Source organism: Amycolatopsis sp. MEPSY49, from assembly GCF_051337345.1.
Classification (GTDB): Bacteria; Actinomycetota; Actinomycetes; order Mycobacteriales; family Pseudonocardiaceae; genus Amycolatopsis.
This window is the reverse complement of the sequence record NZ_JBDLYJ010000004.1, coordinates 69916-95597: the sequence shown is the minus strand read 5'-3', so window position 1 is coordinate 95597 and position 25682 is coordinate 69916. Positions and strand designations below refer to the sequence as shown.

At 73.3% G+C, this 25682-nt stretch carries 23 protein-coding genes; 6 read left to right on the top strand and 17 right to left on the bottom strand.

The features are described 5' to 3' along the window. Nucleotide 1: 1 nt before the first annotated feature. From ABFJ78_RS19910 to ABFJ78_RS19890, 5 genes are all read right to left on the bottom strand, one after another. On the bottom strand, nucleotides 2-1261 hold the full coding sequence (locus ABFJ78_RS19910; RefSeq protein WP_436387864.1) for a fatty acid desaturase family protein: 1260 nt from the start codon (nucleotides 1259-1261) through the stop codon (nucleotides 2-4). Between the two features lie 31 nt (nucleotides 1262-1292). Next, complete coding sequence (locus ABFJ78_RS19905; protein WP_436387863.1) at nucleotides 1293-2390, bottom strand: ferredoxin reductase; 1098 nt, start codon at nucleotides 2388-2390, stop codon at nucleotides 1293-1295. A 91-nt stretch (nucleotides 2391-2481) separates the two neighbouring features. Beyond that, the gene (locus tag ABFJ78_RS19900) at nucleotides 2482-5244 is read right to left on the bottom strand and encodes a helix-turn-helix transcriptional regulator (protein ID WP_436387862.1); all 2763 of its coding nucleotides are present in this window, start codon (nucleotides 5242-5244) and stop codon (nucleotides 2482-2484) included. Nucleotides 5245-5313: 69 nt separating this feature from the next. Beyond that, the gene (locus ABFJ78_RS19895; protein ID WP_436387861.1) at nucleotides 5314-5763 is read right to left on the bottom strand and encodes a hypothetical protein; all 450 of its coding nucleotides are present in this window, start codon (nucleotides 5761-5763) and stop codon (nucleotides 5314-5316) included. 33 nt (nucleotides 5764-5796) lie between these two features. Beyond that, entirely contained in the window at nucleotides 5797-6369 is a 573-nt protein-coding gene (locus tag ABFJ78_RS19890; protein ID WP_436387860.1) for a VOC family protein, read from the bottom strand. A gap of 351 nt (nucleotides 6370-6720) precedes the next feature. Between ABFJ78_RS19890 and ABFJ78_RS19885 the strand changes: the two genes are divergently transcribed. Next, the gene (locus ABFJ78_RS19885) at nucleotides 6721-7938 is read left to right on the top strand and encodes an FAD-dependent monooxygenase (RefSeq protein ID WP_436387859.1); all 1218 of its coding nucleotides are present in this window, start codon (nucleotides 6721-6723) and stop codon (nucleotides 7936-7938) included. On the opposite strand, the gene ABFJ78_RS19880 is transcribed toward ABFJ78_RS19885, so the two are convergent. The 4 genes from ABFJ78_RS19880 to ABFJ78_RS19865 form a co-directional block, all read right to left on the bottom strand. Beyond that, nucleotides 7904-8245, bottom strand: a complete 342-nt coding sequence (locus ABFJ78_RS19880; RefSeq protein ID WP_436387858.1) for a hypothetical protein — start codon at nucleotides 8243-8245, stop codon at nucleotides 7904-7906. The genes ABFJ78_RS19885 and ABFJ78_RS19880 overlap by 35 nt on opposite strands. Before the next feature lie 83 nt (nucleotides 8246-8328). Beyond that, complete coding sequence (locus ABFJ78_RS19875) at nucleotides 8329-10407, bottom strand: iron ABC transporter permease (RefSeq protein ID WP_436387857.1); 2079 nt, start codon at nucleotides 10405-10407, stop codon at nucleotides 8329-8331. Next, on the bottom strand, nucleotides 10407-11387 hold the full coding sequence (locus tag ABFJ78_RS19870) for an ABC transporter substrate-binding protein (protein ID WP_436387856.1): 981 nt from the start codon (nucleotides 11385-11387) through the stop codon (nucleotides 10407-10409). The genes ABFJ78_RS19875 and ABFJ78_RS19870 overlap by 1 nt, the downstream gene beginning before the upstream one ends. A 28-nt stretch (nucleotides 11388-11415) precedes the next feature. Then, nucleotides 11416-12255, bottom strand: coding sequence for an ABC transporter ATP-binding protein (locus tag ABFJ78_RS19865; RefSeq protein ID WP_436387855.1), 840 nt, complete (start codon nucleotides 12253-12255; stop codon nucleotides 11416-11418). Between the two features lie 282 nt (nucleotides 12256-12537). Here ABFJ78_RS19865 and ABFJ78_RS19860 point away from each other — a divergent pair, with 282 nt between their 5' ends. After that, entirely contained in the window at nucleotides 12538-13173 is a 636-nt protein-coding gene (locus ABFJ78_RS19860) for a GntR family transcriptional regulator (protein ID WP_436387854.1), read from the top strand. A gap of 25 nt (nucleotides 13174-13198) precedes the next feature. Continuing rightward, a complete protein-coding gene (locus ABFJ78_RS19855) occupies nucleotides 13199-13921 on the top strand; it encodes an HAD-IA family hydrolase (RefSeq protein WP_436387853.1) in 723 nt (240 codons plus the stop codon). Between the two features lie 4 nt (nucleotides 13922-13925). On the opposite strand, the gene ABFJ78_RS19850 is transcribed toward ABFJ78_RS19855, so the two are convergent. The 3 genes from ABFJ78_RS19850 to ABFJ78_RS19840 all read right to left on the bottom strand — a co-directional run bounded on the left by ABFJ78_RS19850 (nucleotide 13926) and on the right by ABFJ78_RS19840 (nucleotide 17366). Next, nucleotides 13926-15494: a long-chain-fatty-acid--CoA ligase gene (locus tag ABFJ78_RS19850; RefSeq protein ID WP_436387852.1), complete on the bottom strand. Its 1569-nt coding sequence runs from the start codon at nucleotides 15492-15494 to the stop codon at nucleotides 13926-13928. An 86-nt stretch (nucleotides 15495-15580) separates the two neighbouring features. Next, nucleotides 15581-16153 carry a G/U mismatch-specific DNA glycosylase gene (gene mug, locus ABFJ78_RS19845; protein ID WP_436387851.1) on the bottom strand — a complete coding sequence of 191 codons (573 nt, stop codon included), beginning with the start codon at nucleotides 16151-16153 and terminating at the stop codon, nucleotides 15581-15583. A gap of 22 nt (nucleotides 16154-16175) precedes the next feature. Then, nucleotides 16176-17366, bottom strand: a complete 1191-nt coding sequence (locus tag ABFJ78_RS19840; RefSeq protein ID WP_436387850.1) for a cytochrome P450 — start codon at nucleotides 17364-17366, stop codon at nucleotides 16176-16178. 115 nt (nucleotides 17367-17481) lie between these two features. Here ABFJ78_RS19840 and ABFJ78_RS19835 point away from each other — a divergent pair, with 115 nt between their 5' ends. Further along, on the top strand, nucleotides 17482-18045 hold the full coding sequence (locus tag ABFJ78_RS19835; RefSeq protein WP_436387849.1) for a TetR/AcrR family transcriptional regulator: 564 nt from the start codon (nucleotides 17482-17484) through the stop codon (nucleotides 18043-18045). 25 nt (nucleotides 18046-18070) lie between these two features. Here ABFJ78_RS19835 and ABFJ78_RS19830 read toward each other — a convergent pair whose 3' ends face one another. After that, entirely contained in the window at nucleotides 18071-18922 is an 852-nt protein-coding gene (locus ABFJ78_RS19830; protein WP_436387848.1) for a PaaX family transcriptional regulator, read from the bottom strand. 118 nt (nucleotides 18923-19040) lie between these two features. Between ABFJ78_RS19830 and ABFJ78_RS19825 the strand changes: the two genes are divergently transcribed. Then, nucleotides 19041-20342 (top strand): MFS transporter, encoded by a 1302-nt coding sequence (locus ABFJ78_RS19825; protein ID WP_436387847.1) that lies wholly within the window; start codon nucleotides 19041-19043, stop codon nucleotides 20340-20342. Between the two features lie 7 nt (nucleotides 20343-20349). Here ABFJ78_RS19825 and ABFJ78_RS19820 read toward each other — a convergent pair whose 3' ends face one another. From ABFJ78_RS19820 to ABFJ78_RS19810, 3 genes are all read right to left on the bottom strand, one after another. Then, on the bottom strand, nucleotides 20350-20904 hold the full coding sequence (locus ABFJ78_RS19820) for a cysteine hydrolase family protein (RefSeq protein ID WP_436387846.1): 555 nt from the start codon (nucleotides 20902-20904) through the stop codon (nucleotides 20350-20352). 189 nt (nucleotides 20905-21093) lie between these two features. Further along, nucleotides 21094-22086, bottom strand: a complete 993-nt coding sequence (locus ABFJ78_RS19815) for a carbon-nitrogen hydrolase family protein (RefSeq protein ID WP_436387845.1) — start codon at nucleotides 22084-22086, stop codon at nucleotides 21094-21096. 78 nt (nucleotides 22087-22164) lie between these two features. Next, nucleotides 22165-23124, bottom strand: coding sequence for an AraC family transcriptional regulator (locus ABFJ78_RS19810; protein WP_436387844.1), 960 nt, complete (start codon nucleotides 23122-23124; stop codon nucleotides 22165-22167). Between the two features lie 270 nt (nucleotides 23125-23394). Here ABFJ78_RS19810 and ABFJ78_RS19805 point away from each other — a divergent pair, with 270 nt between their 5' ends. Then, nucleotides 23395-24069 carry a DUF4190 domain-containing protein gene (locus tag ABFJ78_RS19805; protein ID WP_436387843.1) on the top strand — a complete coding sequence of 225 codons (675 nt, stop codon included), beginning with the start codon at nucleotides 23395-23397 and terminating at the stop codon, nucleotides 24067-24069. 10 nt (nucleotides 24070-24079) lie between these two features. On the opposite strand, the gene ABFJ78_RS19800 is transcribed toward ABFJ78_RS19805, so the two are convergent. Continuing rightward, nucleotides 24080-25666, bottom strand: a complete 1587-nt coding sequence (locus tag ABFJ78_RS19800; protein WP_436387842.1) for an FAD-binding protein — start codon at nucleotides 25664-25666, stop codon at nucleotides 24080-24082. Between the last annotated feature and the right edge of the window lie 16 nt (nucleotides 25667-25682).

Here is a 25682-nt window from a genome sequence, read left to right as displayed (position 1 = left end):
GTCAGGCGGCGCGGCCGAGCTCCTCGCCGCGGTAGGGGCCGGGCTTCGGGCGCGGCTTCCCGCCCGGGAACGCCAGGCGCAGGATCGTGCGGTGCACCGTGCCGAGCTGGCGGGACAGCGGCCCGGTGTTGTACGGCAGGCCGTAGCGCCGGCAGATGTCCTTGACCCGCGGGGCGATCTCGGCGTAGCGGCTGCTGGGCATGTCCGGGAACAGGTGGTGTTCGACCTGGTAGCCGAGGTTGCCGCTCATGAGGTGGAACAGCGGCGAGCCGGTGATGTTCGCCGCGCCGACGAGCTGGCGGACGTACCAGCCGCCGCGGGTCTCGTCGCGGACCTCCTCCTGGCTGAACGTGTAGGTCTGGTCGGGGAAGTGGCCGCAGAAGATGATCGAGTGCGCCCACACGTTGCGGATGATGTTCGCGGTGAAGTCCGCCCAGAACGTCGCGGCGAACGTGCCGCCGCCCTCCTCGCGGACGGCGGCGAGCTGGGCGCGGAGCGCGCTCTTGAACCGCTTGCCGCGGACGCGGTCGGCCAGAACCCGGCGCCGGGACCGGGGTTCGGGGCGCACGAGCCGTCCGACGGCGGTCGCGGCGAGGGCGCTCACCAGCGGCCAGCCGACGTAGTCCTTCAGGATCTGGTCGCGGGCCTTGCCCGAGATGCCCTTGATGTCGTGCCACACGTCCTTCAGCGGCTTCTCGCCGGCGCGGATCGCCTCGATGTCGAGGTCGTGGACCGCGACGCCCCATTCGAAGAAGGCCATCAGCAGCAGGTTGTACACCGGCTGCGCCAGGTACGCGGGGTGCCACTTCTGGTGCGGGTCGATGCGCATGATCTCGTAGCCGAGATCCTTGTCCTTGCCGCGGATGTTCGTGTACGTGTGGTGGATGTAGTTGTGCGAGTGCTTCCACGCCGCCGCGGTCGAGGCCGTGTCCCAGTCCCAAGTGGACGAATGGATGTACGGGTCGTTCATCCAGTCCCACTGGCCGTGCAGGACGTTGTGCCCGATCTCCATGTTCTCCAGGATCTTCGCGACCGCCAGGCAGCCGGTGCCCGCCGCCCAGGCCGCCTTGGAGCGGGAGCCGAGCAGCAGGGTCCGGCCGGCCACCGCGATCTGCCGGTGCAGCCGGATGACGCCCTTGATGTACCGGCGGTCGCGCTCGCCGAGGTCGGCGCGCACGTCGTCGTGGATGGCGTCGAACTCGCGGGCGAGCTCGGCGAGCTGGTCCGCGCTCAGGTGGGCGAACGGGTGCGTCGGTGTCATGGTTTCCTTTCTCCGCTTCGGAGTTCGACCTTCAGAGTTCGACCGTGACCCGGCCTTCGGCGCCGTGCACGCAGGTGCGCACGATCTCGTTGTGCTTCTCGCTGACGACGTTCGTGCGCAGGTCGCGGATCCGGCCCTCCCGGATCGGCAGCACGCACGTGTGGCAGACCCCGACCCGGCAGCCGAAGGGCATGTCGACGCCCGCTTCCTCGCCGGCGACGAGGATCGGGGTGCCGGGCGGGCAGTCCGCGTCGACGTTGCGGTGCGCGAAGTGCACCGTGCCGCCCTCCCCGTCGGCGCCTTCGCCGCCGACGATCGGCTGGAACCGTTCGTGGTGCAGCCGGTCGACGTCGCCGTGGCGCTTCCAGTGCTCCCGCAGCGCGTCGAGGAGCTCACCGGGACCGCAGGCGTAGGTCTCGCGCTCCGGCCAGTCCGGGCACAGCGCGTCCAGCTCGGCCGGGGTGAACCGGCCGTCGCGGCCGGTGATGCGCAGTTCGAGCCGGAAGCCGGCGTGCTGCTTCTCCAGCGCCGCCAGCTCGTCGCCGAAGATGACGCCGCCGGCCTCCCGCGCCGAATGGACGTGCACGACGTCGCGCAGCCCGGGCCCCGGCGCCAGGTGCCGCAGCATGCTCATGACCGGCGTGATGCCACTGCCGGCCGTGACGAACAGCAGGCCGCAATCGAGGGCGTCCGGCAGGGTGAACGAGCCCTCGACCTCCCCGAGCCGGACGAGCTCGCCGGGCCGGGCCCGCTCGACCAGGTACGGCGAGACGACCCCGCCGTCGACCTTCTTGGGCGTGACCGAGATGAGCCCGTCGGCGCGGTCCGGGCTCGACGTCAGCGAGTACGCGCGCCAGTGGTGGACGCCGTCGATGACCACGCCGAGGCGCACGTACTGCCCGGGCCGGTGCCCGACCCAGTCGTAGCCCGGCCGGATCAGCACGGTGGCCGCGCCGCCGCGTTCGGGCTCGACCCGCTCGACGCGCCCGCGCAGCTCGCGGGTCGACCACAGCGGGTTGATCAGTTCGAGGTAGTCGTCCGGCCGCAGGGGCGTGAACAGCCAGCGCAGCGCGCGCAGTGCCCGGCGCCGCAGCGGCGACGCCGGGGGACGCATTCCCACTTCGGCCATCACGCACCACCCCGCGTGGTACCGGCTTCGGAGGTGACCATGCCCATTGAGTGTACGGGCGTGCACTCAACTTGCAGGATGAACCGCGGGATTACGTGCCGGCCCCGGCCGGGACGACGTCGCGCAGCTGCCGGCGGGAGCTGATGCCGAGCTTGCCGAAGATCTTGCGCAGGTGCCATTCCACCGTGCGGGGGCTGAGGAACAGCCGGGTGCCGATTTCGGGGTTCGAGTAGCCTTCCCCGGCCAGCCGGGCGATCTGGAACTCCTGGGCGGTGAGCTCGCCGGTGGTCTCCACCGTGCGTTTCCGCGCGGTCTCCCCGGTGGCCTGCAGCTCGCGCCGGGCCCGCTCGGCGAACGCCTCCAGCCCCATGGCGGACAACAGCTCGTACGCGGTGTGCAGGTGTGCGCGGGCGTCCACGCGGCGGCCCTCGCGGCGCAGCCATTCGCCGTAGAGCAGGTGGCCGCGGGCCAGGTCCACACGCAGCGGGGTCCCGTCGAGGTACGCGATCGACTCGCGGTGAAGGCGGTCGGCTTCCGAACCGGTGCTGCCCAACGCGCGTATGCGAGCGTCGAGACCCAGCGCTTCCGCGGCCCGGGCCGCCGAGGCTCGGTCGGCCGACCGGGCGGCCGCGGCCTGGAGCTGCTCCTCGTCCCCGGTTCGCGACGCCGCCTCGGCCAGTTCGGCGGTGACGAGGCCCTGGAACCCCACCACGTCGTGGTCGAACACCCGGCGGGCGGCGGCCAGCGCGGCGTCATGGCGGCCGAGGCCGTTGTAGAGCACCGCGCGTCCGTAGTCGGCGAGGGTCACCAGCCGGAGCTGACCGCGTCCCGACGCGTCGCGCGCGGTGTCCTCGAACAGCTCCACCGCCGGTGCCTCCCGGCCGCGGAACGCCGCGAGCAGCATCGCGCCGTAGCCGACCGGCGCGTTGCCCGTCGCGCCGGCGATCACCCGGTCCTCCTCGGCCGAGGCCGCCGCCGCGGTCAGCTCGCCCGCGAGCAGCTCGTTGACGGCGAGGAAGTTGAGCGCGAACTGCAGCTGCACGAGCGCGCCGGCGTCGCGGGCGAGCTGGACCTGACGCGTGGCGAACGCCCGCGCCGCCGCGAAGTCCGCCGCTTCGGTGGCGATCATGCCGCCGGCGCGGTTGCCCAGCAGCCAGAGCACCCGCCCGGTCTCCTCGGTGCCGACGTCGAGTGCGTGGACCGCCGCCACCGCCCGGGACAGCAGCGGCGCGGCGGCCGGGTAGCCGTCGGCGAGCCGGGTGGCCAGCGCGTCCAGGACGAGGTCGACGGCGCGCGGCGGCACGGGTGCCGGGGGAGCGGCGCGGGTGGCCTTGGCCGCCGCGACGAGATCGGCCCGGTCCGAGCCGGCCCACAGGGCCGCCGCCAGCGCCTCCAGGTACGTCTCGCGCGCCCGGTTCGCGTCGAGCGGGGACAGCCGCTCGGCCGCGCGGAGCAGCAGCCGGGCCGCGTCGCCGCCGCGTCGCCGGTCGAACGCGATCTGCCCGCGCAGGTGCTCGACCTGGGCGGCGCGCTCGGCGTCCGGCGGTCCGGCCGCGACCGAGTCGAGGAGGCCGAGCGCCGCTTCGAGCGCGCCGGCGTCGCGTTTGACGGCGGCCGCCGCCAGTTCGCGGTGCGCGCGCCGGGCGGGTTCGGGCGTCAGGAGTGCCGCCTGCTCGAGGAACGCGGCCGCCGCGACCAGGCCGCCGCGGGCCCGGGCTCGTCCCGCCGAGCGTTCGAGGTCGGCCGCGACGTCTTCGTCGGGGGAGACGGTCGCCTGCCCGCGGTGCCAGGCCCGGCGGTCGGGGTCGCGGTCCGGGTCGGTCACGTCCGCCAGCGCCCGGTGCACGTCCTGGCGGTCCGGTGCCGGCGCCGACCGGTAGACCGCCGACCGCACCAGCGGGTGGCGGAACCGGATCCGGCGGCCGAACTCGATCAGCCCGGTCGCCTCGGCCGCGGCCGCGGGGTCGGCGCCGAGCCCGAGCCGGCCCGCCGCGGCCCACAGCAGGGTGGCGTCGCCGAGGGGCTCGGCGGCGGCGATGAGCAGCAGCCGCCGCGTGTCGGCGGGCAGCGGCTCCAGCTGCCGGACGAAGCATTCCTCGATGCGCCCGGCGAGCGGCGCCGACTCGGGCCGAGCGAAACCGTCGGCGGCTCCATCGGCCGTCCACGCCCGCGGCAGCTCCAGCAGCGCCAGCGGGTTGCCGTGCGTTTCGGCGACGATCCGGGCGCGGACGCGGCCGTCCACCGGTCCCTTGAGCACCGAGGCCAGCAGCTCCTCCGACTCGGCCTCGCCCAGGCCGCCGATCGGGAGCTCCGGCAGCCCGGCCAGGTCGGGCTCGCGGCCGGGCTCCCGCACCGCGAAGACCACGGCGATCCGCTCGGCGAGGAGCCGGCGGGCGGCGAAGGCGAGGACCAGCGCGGACATCCGGTCGAGCCACTGCGCGTCGTCGACCAGGCAGAGCAGTGGCTGGTCCTCGGCGACGTCGGCGAGCAGCGTCAGCACCGCCAGCCCGACCAGGAAGCGGGTCGGCCGGGCGCCGGCACTCAGCCCGAAGGCCGTGGCGAGCGCGTCGCGCTGGGGTTCGGGCAGGCGGTCGAGCCGGTCGAAGAACGGCGCGCACAGCTGGTGCAGCCCGGCGTAGGCCAGCACCTGCTCGGCTTCGACCCCGGCGGCGCGCGCGACCCGGAACCCCGGGGCCTGCGACTGCGCGTACTCCAGCAGGGCGGTCTTGCCGATCCCGGCTTCGCCGCGCAGGACCAGCACCTGGCCCTGCCCCGATCGGGCGCCGGCGAGGAGGCGGTCGAGAGCGGCGCATTCGCTGTGCCGGCCGATCAGCGCCGGCCCACGCCCCGGCATGCGAACCTCCCACGACCGACCGGCGACGACCTGCCGGGTCACCGAACCCTAGCGCAGCCGGCCGGCGCCTCACGCGTCGTCGTACCGCGCTTCGATCGCCTTGGCGGTCTTCGCCAGTTCCCCGCCGAGGACCCGCTTGCCCAGCAGCCCGAGCAGGCCGCCGAGCAGCCGGCCCTTGAGGTTCTTGCCTTCCCGCACCACCACGGCGTCGACCTGGGTGGTGCCGTCCGGCAGCCGCGTGAAGGTGTAGGTGTGGCCGGACGCGCCGCCCCAGGTGTTGGAGTCGGTGGTCCGCATCACGACCTCGGCCGGATCGGACCAGTCGTAGCTCAGGCGCTCCCAGATGCCGCCCGATCCTTCGGTGACGTCGGCGTGGCCGGGACCTCGGCCGTGCACCTGCAGGTAGTCGGCCGCGCTGCGGCCGAAGAGCTTCGCGCGCTCCGGGCCGAAGTCGGTCAGGGCGGCCAGGAACTGCTCCGGGGTGGCGGTGGTCGCCTGGCGCAGGTGGATCGTGGACATCTTTCCGGTCTCCTCGGTGTGTTGCGGGGGTTTTCAGGCGCCCTGGTGCTCGGCCATGTACCGGGCGTACCACTCCGGCCAGTTCTCGTCGTACTTCCCGGTCTCCTTCTCGTGCTCGCCGTGCGCGGCCGCGGCGGCACGCAGTGCTTGCTCGAGCTTTCCGGTGGAGCCGTAGGTCACGCCGTCGACGCGGCCCGGGAAGCGGGTGGTGATCTCCTGCAGCAGCCAGGTGTTGCCGTCGGGGTCGTGGAAGGAGGCGAACGACGAGTAGGTGCCGCGGTCGGGGTGCGCGCCCGGGGCGAACGCGCCCGTCGCGTCGCGGTGGAACACCTCGCTGACGTCGACGCCGTGGGCGGCGAGCTCGGCGCGGGCGGCCTCGATGTCCTCGACGACGAGGTAGGTGCCGCGGACCGACCCGGGGGCGGCGTCGGTCAGGCCGGTGCCGAAGTGGACCGAGGCCGGCGAGCCCGGCGGGGTGAGCTGCACGACGCGGGACGCGCCGAAGTCGATGTCGGCGTCTTCGCGCCAGCCGAGGGTTTTGTAGAAGTGCTTGGTCCGGTCGACGTCGGCGACGGGGAGGACCACGACCTCGAGCTTCATGTCCATGATCGGAACTCCTTGGGCGGTGTGGCGGCGGGGGTTCGCCGCTCTGTGCCCCACAGTGCTCCGCGCCGGCCCCCGTGGCCCCAGGGAGACACCCTGGTCGACCCCCGGGCCCGGGCGCGCCAGGGCTCCGGCAAAGTCGTGGCCGCGCGGTCTGCCCGGCGTCGCGGCGATGTCATGAAAGGGTCGTTCATGTCGTCTGTCGAGGTGAACGACCCGTTCATGACGTGCGGGCGACCGGATCGGCCGCGCTGACCTGACTTTGCCGGGGGCCCTGGGCCGAGGTACGCCGCCCGGGACCGGGATCCCGCTACCATCCGGGCGTCGACGAGGACCGGCGAGCAGGGGGGCGCAGTGAGCGGAACCAAGGTGCTGGTGGCCGGAGCGAGCATCGCGGGGCCCGCGCTGGCCCACTGGCTGCGGCGGCGGGGGGCCGAGGTGACCGTCGTGGAACGGGCTCCGGGGCTGCGTCCCGGCGGGCAGGCGGTGGACGCGCGCGGCGTGACCAGGGAGGTCATCCGCCGGATGGGACTGGACGCGGCCGTGCGCGCGGCCCGCACCGAGACCGCCGGTGCGCACACCGTTGCCGCGGACGGGACCGTGCTGGAGACCTTCCGCGCGGAGGACGACGGCGGCGACGGCTACATCTCGGAGATCGAAATCCTCCGCGGCGACCTGTCCCAGGTGCTCTACGACGACACCCGCGACGGCGTCGAGTACGTCTTCGGCGACCGGATCGCCGAGCTTTCCCAGGACGCGGACGGCGTCGACGTGGTCTTCGCGGGCGGCGACCGGCGGCGCTTCGACCTGGTGATCGGCGCGGACGGGCTGCACTCGGCGCTGCGGGCGATGGTGTTCGGGCCGCACGAGGAGTTCGTCCGCCACCTCGGGCACGTGCTGGCGTTCTACAGCGTGCCCAACGAGTTCGGGCTCGACCGCTGGCTGCTCGAGCACCAGGAGCCCGGGCGTTCCGCGATGCTGCGGCCGATCGGGGACGCCACCCGCGCGATGGCCATGTTCTCCTTCGCCTCGCCCGATTTCGACGTCGACTACCGGGACGTCGAGGCCCAGAAGCGCCTGTTGCGCGAGCGGGTGGCCGGCCTGGGCTGGCTGACGCCGCAGCTGCTCGCGCACCTGGACGACACGCCGGACTTCTACCTCGACCAGGTCGCCCAGGTGGTCATGGACCGCTGGTCGAGCGGCCGGGTGGCGCTGCTCGGGGACGCGGCGTTCAGCTCGTCGCCGCTGTCCGGGCAGGGCACCGGCCTGGCCCTGGTCGGCGCCTACCTGCTGGCCGGCGAGCTGGCCGCCGCGGGGTGGGACCCGGCGGTGGCGTTCGCCGCGTACGAGAGCCGGATGCGGTCGTTCGTCGAGGCGAACCAGGAGATCGGCCGGCTGCACGCGGAAATGCGCGGCGCCGCCGAGCCGGGCCCGGAGCCCGACATGGAAGCGCTGACCGCACTGGTCGAGCGCGCGATCAACGGCGTCGAGCTGCCGGACTACGCGGGGGTGCCGGACTCGGGAGCCGGCGACCGGCTCAGCGCACCGCGAGGAACCAGTCGGCCGTCATGACGACCGCGTAGCCCGCCACGCCGGCCACGACGGCCGGCCATCGGGGTGCGCCGCGGCGGGAGAGCGCCGCCCCGATCGCCCAGGCGAGCAGGATCGCGGCGAGCCAGCCGAGCGGCGGCAGCCAGTGGACGACGTCCCGGCCGGTCTCGGTGCACGGGAAGAGCGTCTCGTCCGGCAGGCACGAGCCGGTGCTCCGCGCGGCGGCGGAGCCGAACAGGAACGCGCCGGCCCCGCCAAGGATCGCGAGGAACCAGCTGGTGACCGCGAACCCGATGCCCCGGTGCTGGTACGGCCGGATGTCTGCCATGGGCGCCACCACCTCCGAGCCGGAGGGTATCGCCGGTCGTCCACGCCGCGCGGGCTTGTTCACCGGAAGTTCCCCGGGAGCGGTCAGCGGCCCCGGGTGCGGTGCCGGTACAACAACCACACGAAGTACGGCGCGCCGATGATCGCCGTCATCAAACCGGCCGGGAGCTGCCCCGGCGCGATCAGCGTGCGGCCCGCCGTGTCCGCCGTGCACACCAGGATCGCGCCCAGCAGCGCCGCCGCCGGCACCAGCCGGGCGTGCCGGCTGCCCACGATCGCGCGGGCCGCGTGCGGCGCCACCAGGCCGACGAAGCTCAGGACGCCGATCCCCGCCACCGCCGCGCCGGTCAACAGCACCGCGCACGACAGCAGCAGCAACCGCGTCCGCGCGACCGGCACGCCCAGCACCCGGGGGGTCTCGTCGTCCAGGGACAGCAGGTCGAGCTCGCGCCGCATGCGGACCAGCACCGGTGCCACCAGCAGCACCGCCAGCGCCATCGGCACCAGGTGCGTGAACGTGCGGCCGTAGGTCGAACCGCCCAGCCAGGTCAGCGCCTTCGTCTCGTTCCACGGGTCGGACAGCGTGATCAGCAACGTCACCAGCGCCTGCGAGGCCGCGTGCACGCCGAAACCGATCAGCACCAGGCGTTCGCTGGTGAACCCGCCCCGGGCCGCGACGGCGAAGACCACGGCCATCGCCAGGGCGGCCCCCAGGCCCGCGGACCCGGTCAGCGTCCAGAACCCGACGCCGGAGACCAGGGTGATCACGGCGACCGCGCCGAGGCCCGCCCCGCCGACGACCCCGATCATCCCCGGTTCGGCCAGCGGGTTGCGGGCGACCGCCTGGGTGAGCGCGCCGCCCAGCGCCAGCGCCGCGCCCGCCAGCAGCGCCGCCACCACGCGGGGGACGCGGGTGTCCAGCACGCCGGTGACGAGCGGGCCCGCCTGGCCGGTCACCCAGTTGACGACGTCGCCCAGCAGCAGCTTCGCGTCCCCGAGCAGCACCGCTCCCACGGCGACGCCGATCGCCACGAGGGCCAGCACACCCAGCACGACGCCGTACCGGACCGCGCTCACCCCGCCGCGCGCGCCGGCCGCCGGGGGTTCGGCGGTCGCGGACGTGATCCGGGCGCCGCGGGCCAGGACCACGAGGAACAGCGCGCCGAGGATCGTCGTCACGACGCCCGTCGGCACCTCCAGCGCTCGCTGCGGGCTGATGATCGTGCGGAGCAGTACGTCGGCGCCCAAAAGGAGCGCCGCGCCCAGCGCCGCGGAAACCGGGAGCAGCGCGGCGTGCCGGTGCAGGCCCGGCACCGCGGACGCGAGCAGGCGGGCCAGCGCCGGCGCGGCGAGGCCGACGAACCCGATGGGGCCCGCGAGGGTCACCGCCGCCGCGGCCAGCAGCACGGCCGGCCCGATCGCGGCGACCCGGGTCCGTCCGATGTGGACACCGAGGGTCCTGGCGTGGTCGTCGCCGACGTGGATCAGGTCGAGCCGCCGCGCCAGGAAGAGCAGCGCGGCCAGCGCGAGGCCGACGACGGGGCCGAGCGTGCGGACCCCGCCGAGCCCGTTCTGCTCCAGCGATCCCTCGCCCCAGGCGAACAAGCCGCGGGTTTCCTGGGCGTACAGCAACAGCAGGACCTGGGTCACCGAGACCAGGGCCAGCGCGATCGCCGTGCCGGCCAGCACCAGCCGCACGATCCCGGTGCCCCCGGTGCCGGCCAGTCCGAGCACGACCACGGCGGCGGCGAGCCCGCCCGCGAACGCGACACCGGTCGCGCCGAGCAGCGGCAGCGAGACGCCGAACGCGGCGACGGCGACGACCGCCAGGTGCGCGCCGGCGTTGACGGCCAGGGTGTCCGGCGACGCCAAGGCGTTGCGGGACACCGTCTGCAGCACCGCGCCGGCCACGCCGAGCGCTGCCCCGACCACCAGCGCCGCGAGCAACCGCGGCAGCCGCGACTCGACGACGACGGCGGTCGTGTCGCCGGTCGCCCCGCCGAACACCAGGCGCAGCACGTCGAGCGGGTCCAGGTTCGCGGTGCCCTGCGTGAGGTGCACGGCCGAACCCAGCAGGAGCAGGGCGGCGAGCCCGGCCCCGAGCAGGGCGAGCCGCCCGTGTCGCCGGACGGCGGCCACGGGCGGCTCGGTCAGGGTGACCACTACCCCTTCAGCCCGGCGACGGCCGCGTCGACGAACTGCGCCATGGACTTGGGCCCGCCGAACATCCACAGGGAGTCCGGGAAGCGGTGCACCTTGCCGCTCTTGACGAACGGGAGGTTCTTCCAGATCGCGTTGCCGGCCAGCTCCTGCTGGTAGGGGTCGCCGTCGGCGTTGTTGGCCATGTACCAGAACCGCACGTCGGGCAGCTGGGTCAGGCCTTCGACGTCGGCCTGCCCGAGCCCGTAGGTCGGGTCGCCGTCCATCGTCCACGCGGTTTCGAGGCCGAGCCGACCGAACACCGCGGACACGAGCGCGCCCTTGGTGTAGGGCCGGATGCTGACCGCGCCCGAGGTGACGTAGGCGTCGGAGAACGCGACCTTCTGCCCCGCCGCGCCAAGCTTTTCCACCTCCGCCTTGCCCGTGGTGAGCTTCTGCTCGAACTCGGACTTCAGCTGCGCGGCCCGGGTTTCGGTGCCGGTGGCCTTCGCGATGACGTCCAGGCCGGCGTACATCCCGGCGATCGGGTCCCTGGCGTTGCCGCCGTTGATGACGATCACCGGCACCTTCGCCTCGATCTGCTCGAGCGCCCCTTCGGTCACGCTGTCGGTGACGACCACGAGGTCCAGGCCCAGCGAGCCGAGCGTGTCGAGGCTCGGCTCGCCGCGGGTGCCGATGTCCTTCGGGGTGCCGTCGAGCGGGGCGGCGCTCACCCACTGGCCGTAGCCCTTGATGTCGGACACGCCGACCGGCATGACGCCGAGCGACACCAGGTGCTCGACGGCGTTCCACTCGGTCGCCGCGACGCGCTTGGCCGGGTGGGGCAGCTTGACCTCCTTGCCCCGCGAGTCGACGACCGTGACCGGGCCGGCGGCGCCGCTCGTGGCGGCCGCGTTGCTGGTGGGCTCCTCGGTGGTGCCGCAGGCGGCCACGAAGAACGTGGCGGCCGCGGACAGGCCGAGGAGCATCCGGGTGATCCGCATGTTTCTCCTGTTTCGATGGGGCAGGGGGTCAGGCCGACGCGGCGCGCGCGCCGGTTTCGTTGAAGCGGCCGACCGCGCGGGTGTGGATCCGGCCGTCGGCCGGGTCGAGGACGACGTCCACGCGGATGCCGTAGGCCCGGCTGAGGTTGGCCGAGGTGAGCACGTCGGCGGGGGAGCCGTCGGCGGTGACCCGGCCGCCCTCCAGCAGCAGCACGCGGTCGGCGACGGCGGCGGCCTGGTCGAGGTCGTGCAGCACGACCCCGACGCCGACGCCGTGCCGGTCGGCGAGGTCGCGGACGACGTCGAGGATCTCCACCTGGTAGCGCAGGTCGAGGAAGGTCGTGGGCTCGTCGAGCAGCAGCAGCGCGGTGTCCTGGGCCAGGCAGCTCGCGAGCCACACCCGCTGCGCCTGCCCGCCGGAGAGGGCCTGCACCGGCCGGTCGGCGAGGGCGGCCAGGCCGGTCAGCGCCAGCGCGCGCTCGACGGCGGCGGGACCCTCGGGATCGCGGCCGCCCCAGCGGGACCGGTGCGGGTGCCTGCCGAACTCGACGAGCTCCCGCACGCTCACCCCGCCGGGCGCGGTCCGCTGCTGCGACAGCATGGTGATCCGCTTGGCGATGTCCTTTCCGGACAGTGCCCGCAGGTCGGCACCGTCGGCGAAGGTGACCGTCCCGGCGACGGGCGGGTGCAGCCGCGCCAGCGCGCGCAGCAGCGTCGACTTCCCGCTGCCGTTCGGGCCGATCAGCGCGGTCACGGTCCCGGCGACCAGGGAGACGGACGCGGCGCGCACGACGACATCGCTGCCGTAGGCGACGTCGAGCTCACGGGCGTGGACACCGCTGTCGGCGCGGCGGGGGTCGACGGACACGCGAGAACGATAAGGTCAGGCTTACCTAAGCAACAAGGTGGCAAACAGCACATCGGCCGCGGAACGGGCGGCCAACGCGCGAAGACGCCGTGGTCCGGCTAGCGTCTTGCGTGCAGGCCGGTGCGCCCCTCCCCCTCGGCGCATCGGCCTGCTCTTTCGCTCAGTGCGCCCGGCGGCCGGGGACCGCCGAGGCGGAGTGGCCCTCGCTGGAGGTTCCACGCCACCGAGTCCGCCATGTCAGACTGGTGGCCCGTTCGGCCCGGCTGTGGGAAAGGGGACCGCGTGACCGTGCCTCTGCGCGGCATCAGCACGCGCGACGCCCTCGTCGCGGAGATCCGGCGGCACATCCTCGGCGGCGACCTCAAGCCGGGGGAGCCGCTCACCGAGGTCGGCCTGGCGAGCATGTTCGGCGTCGCCCGTCCCACCGTGCGCTCAGCCCTGCAAGAACTCCTGGCCCGCAACCTCGCCGAACGGTCTGCCGGCCGCTCGCTGCGCGTCCCGGTGTTCACCGCGGACGACGTCCGGGACCTGTTCTTCGTCCGCACGCCGCTCGAGCTGGAGGCGGTCCGGCGGATCGTCGCCGAGCGGCGTCCGGTCGCCGCCGCCGAAGCCGGGCTCGCCGCGATGGAAGCCCTGGCGGCCGGCGCGAGCTGGGGTGACCGGGTCGACGCGCACACGAAGTTCCACGTCGCGCTGGTCGGCTGCGCCGGCAGCCCGCGGCTCGACCGGATCTACCCGGCGATGCAGGAGGAGATGCAGCTCTGCCTGGCCCAGCTCAGCGACTCCTACCCGCGGGCCGGCGACCTCGCGGCGGAGCACCGCGTGCTGCTCGACGCGGTGCGCTCCGGGGACGAGAAACGCGCGGTCACGGCGATGCGGGACCACCTGGCGCACGCGTTGGACGGCCTGGTCGGCTGACCCCCATTGTTATACTGTCATACACATGACGGACCTGACGAGCTTCAAGGCGCTGAGCTTCGACTGCTACGGCACCCTGATCGACTGGGAGACGGGCATCGCGGCCGTCCTGTCGCCGTGGGCCGAAGAACGCGGCCTCGGAGTCTCCGGGGAGGAACTGCTGGTCGCCTACGCCGGCCACGAGGCCGCCGTCGAGCGGGAAGCGCCGGCCACGCTGTACTCGGACGTCCTGGCGGAAGCGTTCCGCCGCACGGGTGCCGGGCTCGGGGCCGAGGTGAGCGACGACTGGGCCCGCCGGTTGGGCGGGTCCGTGCCGGACTGGCCCGCGTTCCCGGATTCGGCCGACGCGCTGGCGCGGCTCGCCGGGCACTATCAGCTGATCATTCTCTCGAACGTGCACCGCGACGGGTTCGCGGGCAGCAACAAGCGGCTGCGCGGCCGGTTCGCGGCGATCATCACGGCCGAGGACGTCGGTGCCTACAAGCCCGCCGAGAACCACTTCCGCGCGCTGGACGAGACGTTGCCGTCCTTGGGGGTGGCCCGCGCGGAACTCCTGCACGTGGCGCAAAGCCTGTTCCACGACCACGTGCCGGCGAAGCGCGAAGGGCTGCCGTCGGTGTGGATCAACCGCCGCCACGACCGGCCGGGGTGGGGTGCGACGCCGGAGCCGAGCGGCGACTGGTCGTACAACCTGGAATTCCCGTCCATGGGCGCCTTCGCGGACGCCGTCGACGCGGCTTTCGCCTGACCGCTCAGACCACAGTGGACAGAGCGGTGTAGGCGATGTCCGGCCCCGTGCGCTCCCACACCACGTCGGGGCAGTTCAGGCCCTCCGCGGAAAGCTGCCGCTTGACCACCTTGAACGTCGACGTCCGCGGCAGTTCCCGGACCGTGCGCACGTACCGCGGCACCTGCTTGGGTCCGAGATCCGGCTGGCCGGCGAGGAAGCGGCCGAACTCGGCGGGGTCCAGGGAAGTGCCGTCGGTGACGACGGCGGCCATCACCTGGTCGCCGGTCACGGGGTCGGGCACCGCGTAGACGGCGGCGTCGGTGATCGCGGGGTGCCGCAGCAGAATCCGCTCGATCGGGGCCGTGCCGAGGTTCTCGCCGTCGACGCGGAGCCAGTCGCCGAGCCGCCCGGCGAAGTAGCAGAAGCCGTCGGCGTCCGCGTAGGCGAGATCGCCGGTGTGGAACCGGCCGTCGCGCAGGCGCTCGGCGTCGGCCGCGGGGTCTCGGTAGTACCCCGCGAACCAGCCGGCGCCGGCGGTGTTGACCAGCTCGCCGACGGCTTCCTCGGCGTTGACCAGCCGGCCGGCGGCGTCGAACTCGGCGGGCGGGCACGGCCGGCCCGTGTGCGGGTGCAGGATGGCCACGTCGGGTGTCGGCCGGCCGAGTGAGCCCGGCGGGGTGTCGTCGGTGCGCGCGAACCCGATGCCGCCTTCGGTCGAGCCGAACGCGTCGACGACCTTGCAGCCGAAGCGCTTCTCGAACGCGGCCAGGTCGGCGCTCGCCCCTTCGTTCCCGTAGACGAGGCGCAGGGGGTTGTCCGCGTCGTCCGGCCGTGGCGGCGTGGCGACCACATAGGACAGTGGCTTGCCCACGTAGTTGGCGTAGGTCACACCGAACTTGCGCACGTCGGGCAGGAAGCCGGACGCGGAGAACCGGCGCCGCAGGGCGATGCCCGCGCCGGCCGCGAGCCCGACCGCCCAGCCGGCCATCACGGCGTTCGAGTGGAACATCGGCATCGCGACGTAGACGGTGTCCGATGTGGACAACCCGAAGCGCTCGGCGAGCATCGCGCCGGGGAACGCGATCTTGCCGTGGGTGCAGCGGACGGCCTTCGGGTCGCCGCTGGTGCCGGAGGTGAAGATCAGCATGAGCAGGTCGTCGGCCGACGCGGGGACGGGGTCGGCCGGCTCGGCCGCCGGCGGCCACGATCCCAGTTCCCGCACGGGGATCCCGCCGAGATCCAGCCCGGCCAGGAGAGGCTCGTACTTCGGCTCGGTGAGGACGACCTGGCAGTCGGCGAGCCGGATGTCCCGCGCGAGCGCCTCGCCGCGCCGGGTGGGGTTGAGCCCGACGAGCACCGCCCCGGCGAACGCGCAGGCACCGAGGAGGACGGAGAACGCCGGGACGTTGTCGGCCAGCACGCCGACATGGGGAGGCCGGTCCCGGTCCAGCGTCGCCCGGAGGCCCGCCGCGCCGCGCGCCGAGGCCCGGACGTGCTCGGCCCACGACATGGTCTCGTCCTCGAACCGCAGGCCGGGGCGCTCGTCGCCGGCGCGGGCCAGGAGGAGCTCGGTCACGGTCGGGACGCTCATCCGCGCACCTCCAGGCGGTCAGAAGTGAAACACGTTCTACTTCTACCACGGTGCCCGCCACAGGGTCCACCGCCGCGGCTCACGGTTCAGTCGCGGGGCCCGTCGCCGAGGAGACCGGAGCGGTCGGGAACGCCGGCGGCGACGCGCAGCCGGGCGAACTCGACGGCAAGGGCCGCGGGCGGGTAGTGCGCGTTGAGGCCGCTGGGGTTGGGCACGATCCACACGCGGGCACCGCCGATCGGTTCGGCCTGCGGACCGAGCCGGGCGCGGGGAGCCCCGAACGCCGCCCGGTACCCGGTCACGCCCAGCATCGCCAGCCAGTGCGGCCGGATCGCCCGGATCCGCTCGGCCAGGTCCCGGCCGCCGGCGGCCAGCTCCTCACGTGACAGCTGCGCGGCCCGGGCCGTGGGGCGGCGCACGATGCTCGTGATGCCCAGCCCCCAGCCCGGCAGCAGCCCTTCTTCCTCCGCGGTCAACCGCCGGGGCGTGAACCCGGCGCGGTGCAGGGCGGGCCAGAACCGGTTGCCCGGCGTGGAAAAGCTGTGCCCGGCCGCCGCCGACGAGAGGCCGGGGTTGATGCCCACGAACACGACCCGCAGCCCCTCGGCGAGCACGTCCGGCAGGACGGCGCTCGGTTCCGGTTCTCGCACGCCCCCCATCGAACACCAGTGGCGGGAGGGGTCACCACGTCACTGGCAGCGACGTCACGCCGTGGACCGGCGACAGCGTCCGGAACTCGATCCGCTCGAAGGGCACGGCCAGGCGCAGGTCCGGGAACCGGCGCAGCAGCGCGGGCAGTGCCACCTTCAGCTCGATCCGGGCCAGCTGCTGCCCCAGGCACTGGTGCGCGCCGAAGCCGAACGCCAGGTGGGGGACCGGTTTGCGGTGGACGTCGAGGCCGGCGTCTTCGCCGACCAGTGCCGGGTCGTGGTTGGCGGCCAGGAGCGACAGCGACAACCACTCGCCCGTGGCGATCCGGTGTCCGTCGATGGTCACGTCCGTAGTGGCGCGGCGGTCGAGGTAGGTGACGATGGACAGGTGGCGCAGCAGTTCCTCGATCGCCGGCGTCGCCACGTCGTCCTCGTCGCGGACGGCGGCCAGCTGGTCCGGCTCACCCAGCAGGGCCAGCGTGCCGAGCGCGATCATGTTCGACGTCGTTTCGTGGCCGGCGATGAGCAGCAGGTTGCCGAAGCCGACCAGTTCTTCGTCGGTGATCTCGGCACCGTGCTTGACGATCACCTCGCCGAGCAGGCCGTCGCCCGGTTCGGCGCGCAGCCGGGCGACGAGCTCGGCCATGTACGCGTGCATCGCGGCGTAGTTGGCGAACTGCTCCTGCTCGGGGCGGGTGGCGTCGAGCAGGACCGCGCTGCGGTGCTGGAAGTCCGCGCGATCGGCGTGGGGGACGCCGAGCAGGTCGCAGATCACCAGCGACGGGATGGGCAGCGCGAACGCCCGCACGAGATCCGCGCCCGGTCCGGCCGCCTGCATCGCGTCCAGGTGCCCGGTGACGATCTTCTCGATCGACGGCCCCAGCTCCCGCAGGCGGCGGACGGTGAAGGCGCCCGCCAGCATCCGCCGCAGCCGCAGGTGTCCTGGCCCGTCGTAGCCGAGGAGGAAACCGGGCTGGTTGAACAACGTGCGCGGCGCGTCGGGGTCGGCGTTCAGGTCCGCGCCGATGTCCTCGTGCGCGAACACCGCGCGGACGTCGTGGTAGCGCGTGACGGCGCGGGCCTCCCGTTGCCCGAAGAACGGGTGGTACCGCGGGATGCGGGGCAGCCCGGGCTGCTCGCGCAACGCGGTCAGCTCGGCGGCGGGCTCGAACGGGCAGCCGGCGGCCCGGCGGCCGGTCGGCAAGACGGTGTGCTCCGGCATGTTTTGCTCCCCGGGGAAGTTGTGAGACATCGTGTCTCACAGATTCCGACCCTGCCACGGAGTGATCTATGAGTCAACATGTCTCATAGCTGGCGGACGCTCGTATGATCCGGCGGTGAGTTACTCGACGGACCCGCGCGCGGCGCGTTCCCGGGAGGCGATCCTGGTCGCCGCCCGCGGGTTGCTGGCGAGCGAAGGGCCGGGCGCGGTCACCCACCAGCGCGTCTCCCAGGAGGCCGGGGTGGGGCGGGCGACCGTCTACCGGCACTGGCCGCGGTCCGAACAGCTGCTGCTCGACGTTATGGACGGCGCCGATCTGCCGCTGTTCAAGGACCCCGGGACGCCGGTCCGGCCCTGGCTGCGGCGGCAGCTGCGGCAGCTGGCCGACGAGGTGCTGCCGCCGGCCGTAGCCGGTCTGTCGCTCGCCATGATGCAGTCGGCGCTCTGGGACCCGCAGCTCGCGCGCCGCCGCGACGAGTCGAACGAGACGATCCGGACGCGGCTGCACGCGGCGATCCGGCTGGCCGTCGCCGGGCACGAGCTCGAGACGGACGTCGACCCGGCGGACCTGCTGTCGCTGCTGGTCGGGCCGATCGTCTACCGCACGGCGATGCAGCGGGACGCGGTCCCGGACAGCCTCCTCGACCGGCTCCTCGACGGCATCGGGACCTGGCGCTGACCCGCGGGCTGTCTACTGTGGACGCTCAGCCGTCGGCCTGCTCGTCGGTGATCGAGTCGAGCAGGTCGGCGGCGATGGCGCGGGCGGCGGGCCGCAGCTCGCTGCTCAAGGCGTAGAACAGCTCCTGGGCGGGTTCGGCCGGCCAGTCCGCCGGCAGGTGTTCCCGCGGCAGCCGCGGATCGGTCCGGATGGTCTGCAGCCAGTCGGACTCCAGGAGCAGGTCGCGGGCGAGGCGGTCCGGTGCCTGGGCCGCCGGGTCCTGCCAGCGGGCCAGGAACGCCCGGTAGTGCCCGGCCACGCGGTCGATGTCCCAGGCCTCCCGGACGAGCCCGGCTACCTCGGTCGGCGGCAGCGCGCGGGCCTGGAAGACCTTGACGTGGCCGTCGGCGCCGAGGCCGTCGAGCAGCGGGACCGGGTCGACCTCGCCCGGCGCGATCCACAGGCCGCCCTGCAGGCTGCCGAAGCCGGCCCACAGCAGCCGAGAGCGCAGGGCGTGCCGCTGGCGCTGCCACGACTCGGGCATCGAGAACCCGAGCAGCGTCCAGGTGCCGTCCCACTGCCGGTTGACCGCCCCGGCCCGCCAGATGCGCCGCTCGCCGTCGTGCAGGATCGCCCGCGACCGGTCGGTGAGGCCGACGTAGACGTGCCGCCCGCGGCGCACCCGGTGGAGCAGGCCGCGCCGGGCCATCCGGCTCAGCGTGGACCGGGTGGCGTGCTCCGAGACGCCGACGCGGTCCAGCACGTCGAGCACGCTCCCGGTGGCGACGTGGATCCGGCGGTCGAGGACGTGACCGCCGAAGAAGGTGAGCAGCAGCGTCTGCGGACGCGGGGTGTCGGCGCCGATGCCCTCGGCGGCGGAGACGGCCAGATCGCTCACCGCGCGAGCATAAGCCCCGCCGGATGTTGGGCAATGTCTTGACGGTGGTCACCAAACTGCTTAACGTTCGTCGCGGCGTGACGCGGGTCACGTGGGGTCGGCGACGAGGCAGGACGCGATGGCAGAAAACCTCCGCTCGCGGGCGCAGCTGCGCCGCGCGGTGCTCTCCAGCTACTTCGGCAGCGTGATCGAGTACTACGACTTCCTGCTCTACGCCACGGCCTCGGCGGTGGTGTTCACCAAGGTCTTCTTCTCCAACCTCGACCCGGTGCTCGGCACGATCGCCAGCCTCGGCACGTTCACCACGGGCTACCTGGCGCGCCCGATCGGCGGGATCGTCTTCGGGCACTTCGGCGACCGCCTGGGGCGCAAGCGGATGCTCGTGATCACGATGTCGATGATGGGCATCGCGAGCACCCTGATCGGCGTCCTGCCGACGTATGCGCAGATCGGGGTGTGGGCGCCGGTCCTGCTGATCGTGCTGCGGGTGCTGCAGGGCGTCGCGGTCGGCGGCGAGTGGGGTGGCGCGGTGCTGATGTCGGCCGAGCACGCGACCAGCCGCCGCGGGCTGTGGGCGAGCTTCACCAACGCCGGGGCGCCCAGCGGGATGGTGGTCTCCACGCTGTTGCTGACCCTGATGGGCGCGGTGACGACCGACGCGCAGTTCCTCGCGTGGGGCTGGCGGGTGCCGTTCCTGCTCAGCGTCGTGCTGCTCGCCATCGGCCTGTTCATCCGGCTGAAGGTCGACGAGACGCCGGTCTTCGCCGCCGCCGGAGAGCGCGCCGGCGCGCCGCTGCTGGAGGTCCTGCGCCGCCACCCGAAGAACCTGCTGCTGGCGATCGGCGTGGGTTTCGGCGCGTTCGTCGCGCAGGGCACGCTGACGACGTACATCCTGTCCTACGCCGTGCACGCGGGATTCTCGCGCCAGACCGTGCTCAACGCGATCACGGTGTCCTCGGTCGGCGCGGTGATCGGCATCATCGGCTACTCGGCGCTGTCCGACCGGATCGGGCGCCGCCCGGTGGTCATCGCGGGCGCGCTGGCCACCGGCGTCGTGGGGTTCCTGCTGTTCCCGCTGATCGACACCGGCAACGCGGCGCTGCTGACGCTGGCGGTGGTGCTGGGGCAGTCGGTGGCGCACCCGGCGATGTACGGGCCGTTGGCGGCGCTGTACACGGAGCTGTTCTCGACGCGCACCCGCTACACGGGAGCCTCGCTGGGCTACCAGATAGCCGGCCTCGGCGCGGGCCTCGGCCCGGTGGTGTTCGCCGCGGTCGCCGGCGCGGGCACGGGCGTGATCTCGGCGGTGATCGCGGGGTGCTGCCTGGTGACGGTCGCGTGTGTGCTGGTGTTGCGGGAAAGCAACCGGACCGATCTCGCGGAGCCGGCCGGATTGCCCGCGGTGAAGGCCGAACGCTGAGACGTCCTCAGCGCGGCGACGGTTGCCAGCCGGCGCAGGAGCCGACTTCGAAGCCCCGGCTGGGGAAAACCCGGTCCATGAAGAACTCGTGGACGCCCGCGTCGTCGTCGGCGCAGCCGTCGGCCAGGAGGGTCACGCGGTAGCCGCGGTCGGCGGCGTCGTACGCCGTCGCCGCGACCATCGCGCTGGTGGCCACTCCGGTGATGGTGAGCGCGTCCACGCCCCGGGCCCGGAGCACGAGATCCAGGTCGGTGCCGGCGAAGGCGCTCGCCCGGCGCTTGCGCACGACGACGTCCTCGGGGAGCACCGGCAGGGTGGGCTCGATGCCGGGCGAGCCCTCGTGGAAGACGTCTCCCAGCTCGAAGAAGGATGCGAACAAGGCGTCGCCCGGGGGCAGGTCCGCGCGGTTGACGCGGAACGCGGTATGGACGTGCACGACGAGCGCGCCGGCGGCCCGCGCCCGGGGCAGCAACCCGGTCACCGGCGCCACCACCTGGCGCGTGAACGCGAACCGCTCGGTGATGCCCCGCTGGAGGTCTCCGACGATCAGTGCTGTGGTCATGCGGTCAGTTTCCCAGCGCGCGCACCAATCCCGTCCCCGGGTGGCAGCCGACCTCGAGCCCGTCGTCGCGGAGGAAGTCCTGCCGCACCGACTCGTCGAACCGTGCCGAGAACGACGGGTAAGGCGACCGGCGGCCGTGGCCTGCTCCGCTCGGCCGTCAGGTGGGCGGGGATCGCGGACTCCACGCCGTCACGCGCCCTCGCTGACGAGATCGGCGTCCTCGAACTCCGTCGCTCCACTGTGGACGATCCGGGGTGCCGGCGCGAGGTTGACCTGCAACCGGAAGACGTCCGGGCGCGAGTAGTGGCCCACCGGGTCCGCGGCGGACTTGGCGATCGCGATCAGCGAGAAGTCCAGGTCCGCGAACAACAACCCCTCCTCGGTCTCGGCCAGCGGCGCCGCCAGTTCGCTGCCCTCGGGGCCGTAGACCCGCGCGAACCCGCCGCCCTTGAGCAACAGCTGCTTCTTCGTGTCGTCGTCGCAGAACACCTCCTGGGCCGCGTCGCCGACCACCCCGCACGGCGCGAGCACGAAAGTCTGGCCCTCGACGGCGTACACGAGGCTCGCGGCGGTGTTGACCTCGGGACCCAGCGCCCGCGCGCCGCCGCGGTACACCGAGAAGCTCGGCCACGAACCGACGTGGATCTGCTCGCCCAGGCTGTACATCGTGTACTTCGTCAGCGGCTGGAAGTGCTCCCAGCAGTTCAGCCCGCCGAGGCGGCCCAGCTTCGTGTCGTGCACCTGGAGGTCGCTGCCGTCGCCCTCGCCGAACACGGCGCGCTCGACGTGCGTCGGCTTGAGCTTGCGGCGGACCGACAGCACGCGGCCGGTGTCGTCGATGAACGCCTGCGCCATGTACAGGCTGCCGCCCGCTTTCTCGCTGAAGCCGAGGACGACGTGCACGCCGTGCTCGGCCGCGGCGGCCGCGATCCGCGTCATCTCCGCGCCGTCGCGGGTCATCGAGTTTTCGCTGTAGGGAGGCACGAACCGCATGCCCCAGGCGGGCGAGTCGAGCCAGATCCACCACGGGTAGCCCGGCAGGAAGGTCTCCGGGAACGCGATCAGCCGGGCCCCACCGGCCGCGGCGCCGGCGATCAGGCCGACGACCTGGTCCACCCCCGCGGCCAGATCCAGCCACTTCGGCTCCGCTTGGACAACGGCGACGCGTACCTGCTCGGTCATGGCCCGGCCTCCTGGGTTCGTGGGTGCACCCAGGATCGGACGTCCACCCCGGGCCCGGGACCGACAGCCCGTGCCGCCTCACTGACCGGACGTGCCGCGGAACTGCCCGGGCGTCCGGCCGGTCTCGGCCCGGAACACGCGGTAGAACTGCCGCTCCCCGGCGAACCCGCACGCGCCCGCGACCGACTCCAGGGGCCGGCCGCGATCGGCGAGCAGCAAGGATTTCGCGTGCTCCACCCGGATGCGCCGCAGCTGCGCGCTCACCCCGTCGGGGCCGCCGTCGAACAGGCGGTAGAGCGTCCGCTTCGAGACGAGGAACGCATGGGCGATGTCGTCGACGGTGAGGCTCGCATCGGCGTGCCGGGCGTGCAGGAAGGCCTGGACGCGCCGCCGGGTCAGGGCGTCGTCGCGCGGTACCCGGTCGGCGGAGAGGGTGAGCGCGGCCGCCATCAGGCCACGGCCCTGCGTCGCGAGGGCGGCGGCGCCGAGCGGGTCGGCCTGCCGCAGCCGCGCGAGCCCGTGGAAGAACTGGGCGACGACGCCGGCGGTGCTGTGCGCGCCGAGCTTCGTCGCGGTGACGCCCCGCGCGTCGCGCAGGCCGGTTTCGGCGAGCATGTCCCGCAGCGGCACCTGCACGACGACCTGCTCGAAGGCGGCGTCGAAGTGCAGGGTGTACGGGCGGGTGCTGTCGTAGAGGGCCATCTCCCCGGGACCGATCTCGGCGACCCGGCCGTCCTGTTCGATCCGGCCCCGGCCGCGCGTCTGGATGCTGGCGAGCAGGTACTCCTCCCCGGCCCGCGCGATCAGCCGCGGCGTGCGGCGCACCCGCTGCCCACCGGCGTGCACGGTCGTCATTTCGAACGACCCGAGGTCGGCGTGCACCAGCTCGCCGTCGAAGGGGCCGGGCGTGGTGGGCGTCGCGGAGAGCTGGACGAAGGTGTCGCAGATGAGGTCCCGCCAGTATTCGAAAGCCCGCGCGGAGGCCACCGCCGATGTCGACCGGACATCGGCGGGTCCCAGGGGTGGCTCGCCGGTCACGGCGTCATGATGCGCCGCGGGCCGTGGAGAACACCACCGCTTAGTCCGTCCGGGTGAACTTGAAGTTTCAATTTCTCACCCTGGGTGACGGCGGTGGGTCAGTCGCTCACTGTCGCCACCTGCGGAAATGATCGTGAACGACGTCGCCGGAGTCCGTTCTGTGACCCGGAGTGGCGTCCGGGCCCTGTTGCGCGCGCGGCCCGGGAGGCGACGAACGGCGCAGAGCGTGACGCGTTCGGTCGCGTCGCCGCTGGACTGAAAGAGGCAACCGTGTCCTACGCCCCCATGCCGCCGTCGCCGCCGATGCCGATCCCGAACCAGTACAAGAACGGCCTCGGTACGGCCGGGTTCGTGCTCGGCCTGGTCGGCCTGATCTTCGCGTTCATCCCGATCATCGGGGTCATCGCGTGGCCGCTGGTGATCCTCGGGCTGGTCTTCGGCATCGTCGGGACGCTGCGGGCGAGCCGGGGCCGGGCGAGCAACAAGGGCTTGGCCATCACCGCCGTCGTGCTGTCGGCGATCGGGCTGGTCATCTGCGTGCTCTGGACCGCGGCCTTCGGCAAGGCCGTCAACGACGCCGCCGACGGCCTGCCGGCCACGGCCGCGCCGGCCGCCGTCGCGGACGCCGGATCCCAGCCCGCCGCGGCGGCCCCGACCGCGGCGGCGCCGGCCAAGCACACCGTCGTCCTGGAGGTGACGACCGCGGCGAAGTCCAACGTGCAGTGGAGCAGCGGGTTCAGCGCGAACTCCCAGGAGGTCCTGGAGAAGGGCAAGACCTGGAGCCAGACCCTGACGATGGACGACTTGACGTTCACCTCGGTCACCGCCACCCCGGTCGACTTCAAGCTGGGCAGCAAGGACAACACCTGCAAGATCACCGTCGACGGCAAGACGGTCGTGGAGCAGTCCAACAGCATCGGCGCCATCTGCACCTACCGGCCCTGACCGCCGGGTGTCAGCGGGGAGCCGGCCGGATGGCCAAGGCGTGGTTGAACACGTCCCGCGGGTCCCACCGCGCCTTGACCCGCTGCAACCGCGGGTAGTTCCCCTTGTAGTACAACGTCGACCACGGCACGCCCGACGTGTTGAGCGCCGGGTCGGCCAGGTCGTTGTCCGGGTAGTTGATGTACGCGCCGTCCGCGGGGTCGGGGACGCCGCCCGTCGCCGCGTACACCGTCCGGTAGAACTCGCGGATCCACGCGTCGTGGACGGCGTCCTTCGCGGGGTCTTCCCAGGCCGCGATGTAGGTCAGCTTCAGCACCGCGTCCCGCGTCGCGACCGCCGTGGCGGCCGGGTCCACGGCGTTGATCGCGCCGCCGTAGCTGGCCAGGCCGACCGATCCGTTGAGCAGGCTGTCGTCGTGCTCGGCGGTGAGCTGCGCGTGGATCGCGTGCAGCTGCTCCCGGGTGAACCCGGTACGGAGGTAGCCGGACTTGACGCGGAACCGGAAGGGCTTCGAGTCCGGCGACCCGGCCAGCGCGGTGGCGAGGTACGGCTTGCGCGCCCGGACCAGCTTCCGCGGCGTCCCGACGCCGGCGCCCAGCGCGGCGAGGTAGCCGTCGAGCAGGGCTTCGGCGCCGGGGCCGAACGCCTGGCCCACCGTGAGGTGCTGCCCGGTGGCCCGGCGGTGCAGGATCAGCTCGCAGTACAGGTTCGTGCCCGGCGCGCCGGGGGCGCTGTTGGCTTCGACCCAGCGGCTGTGGTTGTCCGCGAGGCGGACGAACTTCCGCTCGTCCAGCTCCGCCCACGGCCACTCGCAGCTGAAGTCCAAAGTGGACTCCGGGGCGCGGGGGAGCAGGCCGGCGGGATCGGGGCCCGTGGCCGCGGGGTCTTTCAGCCAGTACCTGGTGACGATGCCGAAGTTGCCGCCGCCGCCGCCCGTGTGCGCCCAGTGCAGATCGGGGTGGGTGTCGCGGCTCGCCACGACCGTGCGGACCTCGCCGGCTTCGTCGACCACCACCACTTCGACCGCGTCCACGTAGTCGACGGTCAGCCCGTGGATGCGCGACAGCACGCCGTACCCGCCCCCGCAGATGTGCCCGCCGACGCCGACGCGCGGGCACCAGCCGGCGGGCAGGGTCACGCCCCAGCCGAGGAAGAGCCGCCGGTAGACGTCCTCGCCGAGCAGCGCCCCGCCTTCGACCGCGAAGGCCCCGCGCCGCTCGTCGAAGTACACCTGCCGGAGGCCGGACAGGTCGATGATCACCCGGGTGTCCGGGTGGTCGACGAAGTCGGACAGACAGTGCCCGCCACCGCGCACGACGACCTTCTTGCCCGCCCGGACGGCTTTTCGCAGCGCCTGCTCGACGTGTCGCGTCGAGCCCACCACCTCGACGTAGTCCGGGTTCGCCACGTACCTTTTGTGGCCGCGCCGGACCAGGTCCTGGTACCGGACGTCGTCCGGGGTGACGACCGCCGGTCCCAGCGGCGGGACGCGGTCCCCGTCGGCCGCCGCGGCCGCCGCGCGCCCCGCCGCGCCGGCGAGTCCCGTGACGGCCAGCCCGGCTCCGCCGAGCACCGCTCGTCTGCTCACACCTGACATCTGCGCTTCCTCCCCC